This window comes from Microcoleus sp. N9_A1, assembly GCF_036701795.1.
GTDB lineage: Bacteria > Cyanobacteriota > Cyanobacteriia > Cyanobacteriales > Microcoleaceae > Microcoleus.
The window spans coordinates 49,369-63,360 of record NZ_JAUBRI010000045.1; the positions used below are offsets into that span (position 1 = coordinate 49,369).

The 13,992-nt window shown below is 44.2% G+C and carries 8 protein-coding genes; 7 read left to right on the forward strand and 1 reads right to left on the reverse strand.

What is annotated here, in order from left to right; translation table 11 throughout:
* Window positions 1–21: 21 nt before the first annotated feature.
* From QUA58_RS20135 to QUA58_RS20165, 7 genes are all read left to right on the forward strand, one after another.
* A complete protein-coding gene (locus tag QUA58_RS20135) occupies window positions 22–1,953 on the forward strand; it encodes a VgrG-related protein (RefSeq protein WP_333395533.1) in 1,932 nt (643 codons plus the stop codon).
* Between the two features lie 780 nt (window positions 1,954–2,733).
* Window positions 2,734–7,002, forward strand: coding sequence for an eCIS core domain-containing protein (locus tag QUA58_RS20140; protein ID WP_333395534.1), 4,269 nt, complete (start codon window positions 2,734–2,736; stop codon window positions 7,000–7,002).
* Window positions 7,003–7,103: 101 nt separating this feature from the next.
* Window positions 7,104–7,748 (forward strand): hypothetical protein, encoded by a 645-nt coding sequence (locus tag QUA58_RS20145; RefSeq protein WP_333395537.1) that lies wholly within the window; start codon window positions 7,104–7,106, stop codon window positions 7,746–7,748.
* 18 nt (window positions 7,749–7,766) lie between these two features.
* Window positions 7,767–8,876 carry a YbjN domain-containing protein gene (locus QUA58_RS20150; protein ID WP_333395539.1) on the forward strand — a complete coding sequence of 370 codons (1,110 nt, stop codon included), beginning with the start codon at window positions 7,767–7,769 and terminating at the stop codon, window positions 8,874–8,876.
* 153 nt (window positions 8,877–9,029) lie between these two features.
* Entirely contained in the window at window positions 9,030–9,452 is a 423-nt protein-coding gene (locus tag QUA58_RS20155) for a GPW/gp25 family protein (RefSeq protein ID WP_333395541.1), read from the forward strand.
* Between the two features lie 64 nt (window positions 9,453–9,516).
* On the forward strand, window positions 9,517–11,775 hold the full coding sequence (locus QUA58_RS20160) for a putative baseplate assembly protein (protein ID WP_333395542.1): 2,259 nt from the start codon (window positions 9,517–9,519) through the stop codon (window positions 11,773–11,775).
* 76 nt (window positions 11,776–11,851) lie between these two features.
* Complete coding sequence (locus QUA58_RS20165) at window positions 11,852–12,874, forward strand: phage tail protein (protein WP_333395543.1); 1,023 nt, start codon at window positions 11,852–11,854, stop codon at window positions 12,872–12,874.
* A 768-nt stretch (window positions 12,875–13,642) separates the two neighbouring features.
* Here QUA58_RS20165 and QUA58_RS20170 read toward each other — a convergent pair.
* Window positions 13,643–13,894 carry a hypothetical protein gene (locus tag QUA58_RS20170; RefSeq protein WP_333395545.1) on the reverse strand — a complete coding sequence of 84 codons (252 nt, stop codon included), beginning with the start codon at window positions 13,892–13,894 and terminating at the stop codon, window positions 13,643–13,645.
* Window positions 13,895–13,992: the final 98 nt, after the last annotated feature.

The following is a 13,992-nucleotide window of genomic DNA, read 5'->3' on the forward strand; positions in this document are numbered from 1 at the left end:
AAATAAAACCACCCAAAAATTATGACCGGAGTCAATTACCGCGCCCTACCGACACTAGAAATAGATGGCAAGCAAGCTCCTCCAAACTTGATGGAAGATATTGTTCAAGTAACTGTAGAAGAAAGCCTGCATCTGCCAGGAATGTTTACCCTAGTGATTCAAAATGATTATTTTCCCGGTCGCAACCAGGATGAACGTTGGCGCTATCAAAACTTATTACAAATTGGTAAACCCGTCAAAATTGGCTTTACCTCCAGCACAACAGAATCTAGAAATTACAATCAAAACAGGAAAAATTACGTCATAGAAGGCGAAATTACAGGAATTGAAACGTTCTTCAGCGAAAAATCTCAAGCTCCCGTAATTGTTCGTGGTTATGATGTCGGTCACCGCTTGCATCGGGGACGTTACAACCGTTCTTTTCAGAATATGACCGACAGTGACATTGTGAAGAAAATAATTCAGGAAGTTGGCATAAAGGCTGGCACTATCGATGCTAGTGGCGTGGCGCATGACTATGCTTTTCAGGAAAATCAAACCAACATGGAATTTTTGCGCCAACGAGCCGACAGAATTGGATTTGAACTATTTCTTCAAAATGGCAAGCTGAACTTTCGCAAACCAAAAGCTGAGAGTAAAAAGTTAACCCTTACATGGTTAACAGACCTCCACAGCTTCCGCGTGCGAGTCACCAGTGCAGAGCAAGTAAAAGAAGTAGAAGTAAGAGCCTGGGATTACAAAGAAAAAAGAGCAATTATATCCACAAAAAAACAAGAACAAGTTATTACTAAAACACAAAACGGTAAAGGTAGTGATACGAGCAATAAGTTTAAGGGCAAGCCTCCTCAACCCAAAATGATTTTAAACTGGACTTGCTTTAATCCCAAAGAAGCCGATACCAAAGCCCAAGCTTTGTGCGACGAATTAGGAGGTCAATTTATCTCTGCCGATGCCAAAGCTGAAGGAAATACCGATATTCGACCGGGGCGCATCGTCACACTAGAAGACATGGGACAGCACAGCGGCGAATACTACGTTACCGAAACTCGTCATACCTATCACGAGCGAGTATACATTACAGAATTCAGTGTGCGGGGATTGCGGGGAGGCAACCTGTTGACCGCGCTTTCTCCGGTAAATCACTTGCAGCCAGGACAAACTTTCTTAGTAGGAATTGTTACTGATAACCAAGATCCGAAAGGTTGGGGTCGCGTTAAAGTTAAGTTTCCTACACTAACAGAAGAACACGCCAGCAATTGGGCTAGAATAGTAGCAATAGGTGCGGGAAATAAGCGAGGATTTGACTGTTTGCCAGAAATTAATGATGAAGTGCTGGTGGCTTTTGAACAGGGCGATATTCATCGTCCCTATGTAATTGGTGGAGTTTGGAATGGCAAAGATGCGCCGCCCAATCCTGTGGCAAATGATGTTGCTAATGGCAAAGTGCGCTTGCGGACGTTTCAAACCCGCGTCGGGCATAAAATTCAGTTTGTGGAGGAGGATAAAGGTCTTAGTCAGAAAGGAGCTTATATTGAGACAGCCGAGGGGCATAAATTACGGATCAATGACAGTCAAAAATTTGTAGAAATTAAAACATCTGGGGGTCATAAAATTCGGTTGGATGATAGAAGTGGCAGTGTCAGTATTAGTTCTAGGGGTAGGATTGAGAATCAGGCGATCGCATCCATCAGTTCCCAAGCTGCTACAATTGAGAATCAGGCGATCACATCCATCAGTTCCCAAGCTGCTACAATTGATACCACCGCCAGCGGGATGCTGAGTTTAAAAGCAGGTGGTGCCGCTAGTATCAATGCCGGTGGCGCGGTAAGCGTGACGGCGGGCGCTGCAATTAGCATTGCCGCTGGCGGCGCTATTACTATTACCGCTAGCGCTATTACCCTGAGTGCTGGTTCGGTAACGATAGTTACACCTACTAAAGTTGTGCCATTTTAAACGTCAACAATCGGGTTTAGCCCCGTTGATATAACGGTTAAAAACCGACAAAATATCGTCAGAATTGTTTCTGACTCATCCGGTGAAAGGAACTTAAAAACAGTAGGGGCGAGGAATTAGACAATGAACGATCGAGTATTAGCCAAAAAGAAAACCTCGACGACGCCACCTGTGGCGAATCAAGCAAGTTCGCCCCTACTTCACCAACGCCCGTTTACTTCTGAGATACCTCAATCTGTTGGCAGCAATTCCAACATATCGAAGGAATTAGGAGGGATTAAACCAAAAACAACTCGTCGTGGCTTGAATTGGCAAAATATCAGTGTAGAAGCGCCCTCTCGGAGTGATGGGATGTCTTTACCAGGTGGAATTCAAAGCCAACAGGAAGAACCAGCGGCAGTAAGTGGCGAAAAGGTTTCAGCAGATTCAGCAGAAAAAAGCGTACTGGAATCAAGCAATTCAACGATATCCACCTCGGAGCCAGCACAAAAGCCTTTAATCGCCCGTGCTCCGTTTAATGGGCGAAATATTCCTATAGAAGCGCCTCCTCGTTCGGCAGATTCTAGCACTTACCCAGGAGGAATTCAGCGTCTTGAAACCTCTGGCTTGAAGAAACAAGAAGAATCAACAGAATCTCTCCAGATGCCGCCCGAGGGGGCAATTCAGGCTAAGTCTAGGGAAGGCGAACCACAAGAAAAAGAAGAGCAAAACCAGGAATCAGTTCAAACCAAACTAACCGTTGGCGCACCGGGGGATAAATACGAACAAGAAGCTGACAGCATGGCAGCCAAAGTCATGAGGATGCCAGACTCAGCTATCCAGCAGCCAATTCAACGTCAAACCGGGGAAGAAACAGAAGCAGTCCAAATGCAACCTCTGGTAAATTCCATCACTCCAGTGGTGCAGCGCTCGTCAAGGAAGGAAGAAGAAGTTCAGATGAAGTCGGGGGCGAAACGAGCATCTGATGGGAGTTCTCAGGCTTCTGGCAGCGTAGAAAGCCGACTCGCGGGTTCTAAGGGTGGGGGTAGTCCTTTACCCAATGATATACGTAGTTTCATGGAGGCGCGTTTCGGCGCTGATTTTAGCTCAGTACGGGTGCATACCGACTCGAATGCCGTACAGATGAATAAGGAGTTGGGAGCACAGGCGTTTGCTCATGGTAGCGATATTTACTATGGGGCGGGGAAATCTCCTGGTAAGGATGAGTTGACGGCCCATGAGTTGACTCACATCATCCAGCAGGGAGGTGCGGTTCCGACTAAATCTGTCAGTCAGCACCAGAAGAAGGAAAACAAACTGCAAGCGAAAGCAGATGCTATCCAGTTGACATCTGTGGAACCAAAGATACAGCGGAAGGAAAATCCCCAAGCACAGCCAGCAGCAGCTAAGGTGGCACTCCAAACTCCCGCAGCCTCACCAGCAGCCAAGTCAGAGAAAGCGGAACTGGCTAATACTATCGAGAAGCCAGCACCTGGTGGTGGTGCTGGTGCGCCATCGACACCGGCCGGAAATGGTGGTGGTGCTGGTGCTGGGGCGTCATCCGGTGGTGCTGCTGGGGCGGGTGCTGGCGGCGGTGGCGGAAATTCACCCAGATCAGCTCAAAATGACCCTGGCTTCAAGGCAGTAGTAAATAGCACCAAGAGTGTCGCCGCCCAGGAAAAAAACCATCCCCCAGCCGGGAAAAAATCAGCCGAAGCGCAAGCAGCCGCAGTATCTCCAGCCAACGAGTTAGAAAGCAAAGCCCAGGACAAGCAGGTTCAGGAAATGAACCAGCAACAGCCAGGACAATTCAATGCTGGTGCTTTCAAAGCAGCGCTGATGGAAAAAATCTCTGCTGCTACCCCCCAAACTCTTGAAGAAGCCGACAATTTCAAAGACCAAAATAAACTCGACTCGGTAAAAGGTGACTTGTCCTCCCAAGTTGGAGAGGAGAAGAAGCAAGCAGCTAACCCCATCGAAGAAAAAACCAAGGAACAACCCGATACTAGCGGCATTCCGCCCAAATCCGTCACCGCACTACCCCCGAAACAGGCAGGTAAAGCACCGTCTGATATCGGTGCGGATAAAGCCGCGCCTAAGCCTAAGTCGGAATCTGAAGTTTCCCTGCAACAGGGTAGTAAATCTATCGATAAGCAGATGGCAGATGCCGACATTACCGAACAACAACTGGCGAAGTCGAACGAACTGCAATTCCAGTCGGCATTAGAATCCAAAAAAACAGCCCAGATTCACGCCAATACAGCACCAAACGCCTATCGCCAGCAAGAGCAAGGGATACTGACGCAGGCACAAGTTCAAGCGCAGACAACGGCACAAACTCAATTGCAGGGAATGCACGGTGGCAGGGAGCAACTGTTGACTGGTGTTGCCGGACTTCAGGTAGATACTAAGGGGCAAGACGAGCAAAAACGCTCGGAAGTCGCTAACCACATTCAAGGAATTTACAACAATACCAAACAGAAAGTCGAAACCTTCCTCAGTCAACTAGATGGACAGGTTAACCAACAGTTTGACCAAGGAGCATCGGCTGCTAAGACCGAGTTTGAGAATTATGTTGACCAGCGGATGAAGCGCTACAAAGATGAGCGATACAGTGGGTTTTTAGGTCCTGTCAAATGGCTTGGTGACAAACTATTTGGTATGCCATTCGAGGTAAACGCTTTCTACCAGGAAGCTAAGAATAAGTTCCTCGGCAGGATGGATAAAACCATCAACAACATTGCTAACCATGTTGCCAAGACGCTGAATGCAGCGAAATCGGAAATTGCCAAGGGTAAGCAGCAAATTACTAAATATGTTGCAGGTTTAGACCCATCGCTGAAGCAAGTGGGGCAAGAAGCGGTGCAGGAAATTCAAGGTAAGTTTGATGAGTTAGAGCAAAGTGTTGATAGCAAGCAGCATGAGTTAATTGACAACCTAGCGCAGAAATACAACGAAAACCTCCAGCAAATCGATGCTCAGATTGAGCAGATGAAGGAGGAAAATAAAGGGTTTGTGCAAAAGGCAATAGACTTCGTTGCTGGTGTTGTCAACACGATTGGTGAGTTAGGGAAAATGCTGGCTCAGGTATTAGCGCGAGCCATTAGCGTATTGCCCCAAATCCTCGCCAACCCAATCGGTTTCTTCAGCAATCTGGCAAATGGTGTTAAACAAGGCTTCCAGAACTTTATGCAGAATATCGCCGGTCAGCATTTGGCGAAAGGGCTAATTGGATGGCTGAGTGGTAAGGTGGCAAGTGCAGGAGTTCAAATGCCTGAAAGTTTGGATGCCGAAGGCATCTTTACTTTAGTGACGCAGATAATGGGGCTGACTTATGAGAATGTCCGAGAACGGGCGACGAAACGCTTGGGTGAGGAAAAGGTTAGCCAGATGGAGTCTAGTGTCGAGATGTTTATTGTCTTGAAGAATCAAGGAATTGCCGGATTGTGGCAGTTTGTTCAAGATACGGTTGGTGATTTGAATCAAAAGGTAATGGAACCTGTCAAGAATTACATTATTGAAAGTGTGATTAAGGCAGGGATAACTTGGATTTTCAGTCTGCTAACTCCGGCTTCTGCGTTTATCAAGGCTTGTCAGGCGATTTACGAACTGGTGATGTTCTTTGTGGAACGTGCTAGTCAGGTTGTGGATTTGGTGAATGCGGTGTTGGATTCGATAGTTGCTATTGCTAATGGTGCTATTGGTGAGGCGGCGAAGAAAATAGAGGATTCTTTGGTGAAGGCGTTACCTTTGGTGATTGACTTGCTGGCGCGTGTTTTAGGTTTGGGTGGGGTGAGTCAGAAAGTTCAAGGGATGATTACTAAAGTGCGTGGGCCGATTGACAAGGCGATTGATAAGGTGATTGATAAGGGGGCGAAGGTAGCGAATAAGGTTGGCGATAAGTTTGAGTCTGGAAAGGATAAAGGTAAGAAAAATAAGGATAGGAGTAATAAACAAGAGGATAAAATTGGCGATCGCAACGATCGGACTAAAGACTCCAAGAATAGGGCTGGCGATCGCAATGATAATAATAAAGACAATAAAGATAATGCTGAAACCCGCAAAAATATAACTAAAGACAACAATGATAAGCCTAAAGAAAATAATGATGAGAAGACCAAATATGGTCAACCGGATGAGCGCACGCCTAAGCAAAAGAAAGATGATCGACAAGCAAAAACCGATAAAGATGAAACTATCGAATGGTCGAAAATTAAGAAGGAGTTTAAAGTTCATAACGGTGAATCCCACACACTTTACTTTGAAAACAAGGGCAATTCTATAGAATTAATGATTGCTAGTGTCCCTGAAAGATTCAAGAAGTTTATGGATTCGGCTAATAATGCATCAAATATAGGCAATATAAGAGCATTACATAAAACAATAGAGGGTGGAGTTAACAGAAAAAAATACAAAAAAAACCAAGCCAAAGAAAAGAATAGACAAAAGCAAATTGAACAAGCGATGACTGATCTGGCAAAAGAATTATATAAGATTTACCCAACTACAAATCCATCCGATTTGCCTCCTAGCAATGTCACATTCAAAACAATTACACAAACAATAAATCCTACGCGGCAAACAAGTACTGATGGAAAAGAAATGTTAGCTGAACCCCTAAGTCTTATACCAGGCAATACAAGCGGTAGTCAGCCATTAGATGACTCAAATTTGTGGAAAGCTGTCAAGAGAAGGAAAAATACTTATGCACGAGGCCATCTACTTAATCATTGGGTACATGGCCCTGGAGACTATGAAAATTTAACCCCCGTCGTGAGCACATTCAATACACCAACAATGGAGAATGAGGTAGAAGCAATAGTCAAAGATTTTGTGTTTAACAGGAGACTGGTTATAAGTTATAAGGTTAATGTTGAATACGGTGGTCAGGGAACAAGAAAGCATATACCAGAAGAACAATTTCTAGCTACAAAGCTATCTTTTAAAGGATATCAAATGAAGATAAAGAATAATAAAGTAACAGGAAAAGATCCAAAAGATTGGGAAAAAGATCAGCTGATTTTAGATAAGACATTGGTTCATACAATCCCTGCCGATACTCCTCCTTGAAAAAATTAATTCTGCACAAAAATGGCTAGGCGAAACAAAACCTAAAGTAGTGATATGCTAAACAATGAAAACGCTTTTGGATTAAACAATTAAACAACGGTATGAAAGCAGAAAGTATTATGGAGCAATTTCGTTCTATGTTAACCGATCTGAAAAATCACTCAGATATTAATGTTAATATAGGTCAAGTTAACCCGCCAGCAACAGAAGAGGAAATAAGTGAAATTTGTACAAAATTTAATGTTACACCTGCTATGATTGATTTCTATGGTCAGGCTAATGGTCTTAAAATTCAGTGGGAAAGGAAGAAGGATAAAAAACTTCCGAACGGAGGTTTAGCTGGTGGATACATAAATTTATTGCCTATCAAGGAAGTATTTAGTGATTGGAAAAATATTATTTACTTAAATGACAGTGATCCTCGTAAACCCCTACATCCCTTAGATTTTTTCATTGAAGAAGCTTGTGCAGCACTTTATCTAGATGGCTCAGATAATTCGCAAGTCTATTATTATGCTTATGGTGAGAAAATGAGTTCGTTAGGCGTAGATTTCGAGGGCTATCTTAAGATGTTACTTAAATCACGCGGTTTTTGGTATTGGCATAAAGCTATTGCTCAGCCTGAATATTTTAACCCCTATGTACCAATGTCAGTCGAGGAAAAAAACTTTAGAGAAATTATGCCGCAACTTTTTCCTGACTTTCGCCAATCAGACTTTCAACGGTTGAATGATAACAATGTATAAAGTTAGGGAGAACTCTGTATGAATGCCAAAACTGAAAAACATCAATTCGATAGCGAATTAACGTTCTGGCGTAACACCGACTCCCCCCTAACCGTTCGCACCATCTCCCTATCCCTCACCAAACAAGAAAACCAACTCATCGAATGTCGCCTCACCTTCTCCATCAACCCCGAACTCTACCACCACATCGACACCAACGCCTTATTCAACCTTAAACCCGAAGTCCGCCGCACCTTTACCAACCAATTCCAACCCTCCCCCGACATCAAAATCGAACTCACCCTCAAACCCGACTTACTACCCCAATTAATAGAACACTCCACCTCACCCGACCAAACTGCCAACTACCTCCTAAATCTTAGCGGGGAAAAACCCGACCACCCTTTCTTATTCACCGAAAACTGGTTAGCTTTATCGGTCAAACAACCACAAGAATCAGGGGAAATTGGCTACACCACCCTCTGGCATACTCTTAATCCCTCCGTCCTGGCTTCTGGTGCAACTTCCAGCGAAGAAATCGGCAATGCCATTACCAGTTTCTTCCAAGAGTGGACAGAAGCAAACCTCTCCGCCATGACTGACAAAGCGACTACCGAAATCATGGATGGAATTGCCAATTTGTTCCAAGAATTAGCTGATGTTAGCCTGAATGCAATTGCCATCGCTACCACTTCCAGAGGACAAATTTATCAGGAAATGGTTAACTTTTTCCAACAAGATGAATGGCCTTTTTACCCAGTGGAAGGACAGCCAGTTTTACAAACAGCTTTTGAAGGAAAAAATGGTAAATGGGCTTGCTTGGCGAGAGCGAGAGAACAACAACAGCAAATGGTATTTTACTCGATTTGCCCGGTGAATGTTCCCGAACACAAATTGATGGCAGTTGCTGAGTTTTTAACTAGAGCGAATTCTGGGATGATTCTCGGCAATTTTGAATTAGATTTCACCGATGGGGAAATTAGCTATAAAACTAGCATTGATGTGGAAGGCGATAGATTGAGTTTTGCTTTAATCAAAAGGTTGGTTTATACCAATGTTACCATGATGGATGAATATTGGCCAGGGATTATGTCGGTTATTTATGGGGAAGTGGAAGCGGGAGATGCGATCGCCCAAATAGAATCATAACCAATCAGGCGATCACCCTAGCCGGCCGGAGCCATATCGCGCCAGCGTGCCCTAGACATATCCCTCCCTCAACTCGCCACCCCGCGCGCCAAGACAGGCGATCGCACTAACCCAAATTTGTATTAAAATAGAAGATTGCTGAAAATAAATCCTATGCCTGAAGACAATTATTCTTATCCGCCGCAGAAAGACTACATTGGGGCGGGATTGGGATTTCCCCTGCAAGTCAACGTCCAGGGAGGCATCCAACTCAGTACGGGTACGCCCAACATCGAAGAATCGATCGTGATTATCCTACGAACAGATTTGGGGGAACGGGTGTATCGACCCAACTTTGGTTCGCGCCTGTCAGAATTAGTATTTGAACCAATGAACGTTCAAACTCTGATGCTAATTCGCCTGTATGTAGAACAAGCTTTGGAAATGTGGGAACCACGCCTCATTTTAAAAGAAGTACGTGCCGACCCCGACCCAATCAGGGGTAGAGTAGATATTGAGATCGTTTATCAACCTAAAAATAGTCTCGATACGCGAAGTTTAGTTTATCCATTTTACTTAGCTCTCGAAGAAAAATAACTGACATGGAGACGGGATAAGTTTTATAGGGAATAATATAACAACAACAAAATTGATATAAATTATGGACTTTGATTTTTTACCCAAATTACCGAAATCAGATCTGGATGACCGAAGTTTTGAGGACTTAGTAGAAGAATGTATACTCCGCATTCCCCGCTATTGTCCGGAATGGACAAATCATAACCCAGGCGATCCGGGAATAACTTTAATTGAACTGTTTGCTTGGTTAACCGACCAAATGTTAATGCGGTTTAATCAAGTTCCCCGGCGCAATTACGTCGCGTTTTTAGAATTGTTGGGAATTCGCCTGCAACCTCCTGCACCCGCTGAGTGCGAATTAACATTTTATCTAACTCAAGCACAACCAGAACCGATTAGAATTCCCTATGCCACCGAAGTTGCTACGGTGCGAACCGAAACTCAAGAAGCGATTATTTTTAGTACAGATGAAGAATTTGCGATCGGCACTCCTCAAATTAAACATTTTCTAACAGGATTAACAGAAGAAGAGCGACCGAACAATTTGGGACAGAGCGCGACCCGCGATCGCTACCCCAGCAACAACCAATGGTGGAATATAGAAGAAACCTTGCTGTTCCAGCAATCGCTTCCCAGTAACTGTTTTTATTTGGTCTTACAAGAAGACATAGAAAATTCGATTACCGGAAATGTAATTGCTGTCACTTTTAGAGGACAAGTCGCTAGAAGCACCGGGATTGACCCAGAGAACCCACCATTAAGATGGGAAGCTTGGAACGGTAAAAATTGGCAGTCAACAATATTGCGAAAACCAGAAGACGATAAAACCAAAGGCTTTAGTTTTAGCGACTTAGGAGAGCAAGGCACTAATCCTTTAATTGATGGAGCAGATGTAATATTACATTTACCCCAACTATTGCCTAGCACCGATTTCGGAACGGAATACCGAGGACACTGGATACGTTGCGTTTACACTTATCCGAGAGAATTACAACCAAGTTATAGCAGTTCGCCTAGCATTTTTGGTATAAAAGTTCGATCGATCGGCGGTGCGGTAAATGCCAGCGAATGCGTTCGGATTGAAAACGAACTTTTGGGAGTCAGTGAAGGCAAAGCAGGACAAGCATTTCAATTACAAGGTCAACCGATTTTAAGGCGCAAACCAGGCGAATGTATTCAAGTTAAACCGATTAATAGCCCAGCCGAAACATGGCAAGAAGTTACCGATTTTGCTGACTCTGGCCCTGAGGATCTCCACTATACTATTGATGCCCAAACAGGTACGGTTCAATTTGGTCCGTTGATTCGAGAACCAGCACAATTAAAGCAGAGAACTAGAGAGCGATCGCAAATTCAACCAGGGGGTACAATTGTACGCCGAGATTCCACAGAAGGCCGAAATTTATCTAATCTACAGCCAGACTACGCCAGTGGCGCTCCTAACGAATCATTAGAGCGACAATACGGCAAAGTTCCTCCCCCAGGCGCAGAAATTTATATGACAGCTTACCGCACGGGAGGGGGAAGTAGGGGCAACGTGCAAGCGGAAAAATTATTAGTAATTAAACAAGCAATTCCTTACGTTAAAAGCGTTGTTAATTATCAACCCGCAAGAGGAGGAATTGACCAAGAATCCTTAGATGAAGCTGTAATTCGAGTGCCACAAATATTGCGAACAAGAGAATCGGCAGTCACACCAGAAGATTTTGAAAATGTTGCTAAAACAGCAACCAGATCTGTCGCTCGCGCTCATTGTCTTACGAATGCAATGAATACGACACCTGGCAGAGTTACCCTATTAATTGTGCCGAAAGTTGAGACAGAAATGATTAATTTTCGGTTAGGGATGGACCCAGAACAATATTTTGTCCTCAACTCTATGTTAGAGACAGAAATTTTAGAATATATGCAAGACCGCAAACCTTTGGGAGTGCAAGTGAAGTTACAAGAACCAGAATACGTCGGGGTTAGCGTTACAACTGAAGTTATCATCGAACCCAAATATAATAATCCTCGCGTTATAGAGCAGATCCGCACTCAATTGCTGATAGCTTTTTACCGCTTTCTTAATCCTCTGACTGGTGGGATTGAGGGGAAAGGTTGGGATTTAGGTCGCCCCGTATCTCGTTCCGATATCTTTGCTTTAGGCCAAAAAATTCCAGGGATACGCTATTTAGGAATGGTAGAGTTGTTTGAATTGCGAAAATATGTTTCAGGATGGTTCCGCGAACCTGCGCCCCAAGAAATGATTAATCCAGGTTCTTTAGGTTTGATCTGTTCTTGGGCAGCTAAAGAAAATAGTCGATTAATATCTGGTCATAGTATAGAGTTTTTTGATTAAAGGGGAATGGGTTGAGTTTTGAATTGTTAATAAGTTGTGAGTTGTAAGTTTGTGAGTTGTTAATAAGTTTTAAATAATGTCTCAATCTAATTACCGTCCAACTTTAGCGATTAAACTCTCATCCATGCAACCTCCAGAAGTAGCAGACTCGTCGGCTTTAGCAGGTTTTGCCGGCAATAATGCAGAAGTGGCGATCGCCAACAACCTCCTCCTCTATCCTGGGGAACCGGGGGAAATGTTGGTACAGTTAGAGAACTTAGGCACTCATTCGCTACGATGGCGACTGGACGTTGAAGGAGATTTTCCTTTGAATTGGTGCCTTTGGCAGCAGGAAGAAGCCGAAGAAATTGCTGCTAATCAAAAAGTCGATAAAGCCCTTTGTTTCCGAATTCCCGAGGATTATTTTGAAAATCAGTATGCTTTAGAGGGAGGGCGCGATCGCTTAAAAATTAATTACGAAACCCAAGTTTTTGTCTACGCTGAAGCCCAAACCGAACGGCAACTCGTTGCCTATCGAGTGTTTAACCTCTGCGTGCGTCCTTCAAGTTCCTACATAAATTTTGTCCCCACCATTTACCGCGAAGTAGATTTTATTCGACGATTTTTAACTATTTTCGAGCAGGCATTTGACCCTGCTGTCCAAACAATTGACGTTTTATGGGCTTATTTAGACCCTTTGACCGCACCGGAATCGTTACTTCCTTTTCTGGCGAATTGGGTTGCTTGGCCCATCGATCGCCGTTGGGATATTAAACAACAACGCCGTCTAATTCGTAACGCCGTAGAACTTTATCGCTGGCATGGGACGCGCCGAGCTTTGCGTTTTTATCTGCATCTTTATACAGAGTTACCATTAGACGAATCTTTAGGAGAAGCAGAAAAACATATCAGTATCGAAGAAAATTTTACTCGAGGTTTTGTGATGGGAGAAACGCTAATTGGTAGAGATTCAATGTTGGGGAGTGGGCGTCCATTTCATTTTAGTGTGCGCTTGCGTCCGCAACCCGGTAAGCAGATTGATGAACGATTAGTTAGGGATATTATCGAGCGGGAAAAACCGGCTTTTTGTACTTACGATCTTTTAATTTCTCAGGCATAGGTGTAGCGAATAGGCGACATAAACATTCCAACTGCAAACAAAGCAATTTTTAAACTACATTCCGCCCCCTTGGGGGTTGCAGACTGTGGGTTATAAAGCAATACGGTTCAGTTAAGGCTCAAACCGTGGTAAATCAGGCAGGACTTACGCAACTGTCACAAATGCTTCCATAGCCTCTCCAAAAGTTCCAAACTTTGCCCTCGGTTGGTTGATGAGTGGCGTCCCTCGCTCCCACATTCCGCATCCCAACTGTCACATGGGGTGCGGGCGGGCTGTAAATTCCGTGGGATGGTCTAGCGCGAACCGAGCAATACATTATAAATACTTAAAAATCGCCCTGCCAGACAAAAGAACTTGTTTATTGGGCTGGAGTATTAAACCAAATCATCAGCTAGTTGCGTGGCGCAACTAGAGGATGAATCAGGAGAACAAAAATACCATTGAATTGGGAACTGGAGTTTAGACTAAGAGAGAATAAAGAGATGCATTACGATAGATTGAATGCACTAAAAAATGAAAAATAAACAACTTGAGATTAAGGGGACTTTGTGGCGGGTTTTCTCGGGCGAGAAAACTCTTTTTCGACGGTGGGATATCGAATTCTACGTCGCCGTTGTTTTCCTTTAATCCAACCAGGAGATTTACCTCGAAGTTTAGGAGGTTGAGCTGGTGTACCTAACAGGAATAAAATGCTCCCAAAAGATTGAGCTACCCGTCCCGGAGTGAGCTTAACCTGAGATTTTTGCAAGGCAGAGGTCGCTGTGCCACTCAGTGACGGGCCAACCATAATTGCCAAGTGACAATCAGCATGAGATCGCTCCACCGATCGCATTGAACGGGCGTACTTAACGCAGGAACTGTCCAGTGAAGACAATTCTTGGCGAAACGATACCAGTGGTCGATCGCAAATCTTCGTAAATAAAGCCGCCAAACTTCACAGGCAGGAGGCATGGATAATCCCACAAATGCCCACCATATTGGTTTAGAAACCCTAGCACAACCATCAGAAAGTCGTTCCATCAGCAACACTGACATCGGATGAGAAGCTACCGTGTACACACAAGTCCAGCTAGAGCGGTTTTCCAACCAATGAAGATAGCTTCAAACTGTTGAAGACC

What these genes read in the sequence shown, in the direction of transcription:
- QUA58_RS20170 (WP_333395545.1), bottom strand. Translation starts at nt 13,894, where the DNA reads ATGGAACGACTTTCTGATGGTTGTGCTAGGGTTTCTAAACCAATATGG.
- QUA58_RS20145 (WP_333395537.1), top strand. Translation starts at nt 7,104, where the DNA reads ATGAAAGCAGAAAGTATTATGGAGCAATTTCGTTCTATGTTAACCGAT.
- QUA58_RS20165 (WP_333395543.1), top strand. Translation starts at nt 11,852, where the DNA reads ATGTCTCAATCTAATTACCGTCCAACTTTAGCGATTAAACTCTCATCC.
- QUA58_RS20150 (WP_333395539.1), top strand. Translation starts at nt 7,767, where the DNA reads ATGAATGCCAAAACTGAAAAACATCAATTCGATAGCGAATTAACGTTC.
- QUA58_RS20135 (WP_333395533.1), top strand. Translation starts at nt 22, where the DNA reads ATGACCGGAGTCAATTACCGCGCCCTACCGACACTAGAAATAGATGGC.
- QUA58_RS20140 (WP_333395534.1), top strand. Translation starts at nt 2,734, where the DNA reads ATGGCAGCCAAAGTCATGAGGATGCCAGACTCAGCTATCCAGCAGCCA.
- QUA58_RS20160 (WP_333395542.1), top strand. Translation starts at nt 9,517, where the DNA reads ATGGACTTTGATTTTTTACCCAAATTACCGAAATCAGATCTGGATGAC.
- QUA58_RS20155 (WP_333395541.1), top strand. Translation starts at nt 9,030, where the DNA reads ATGCCTGAAGACAATTATTCTTATCCGCCGCAGAAAGACTACATTGGG.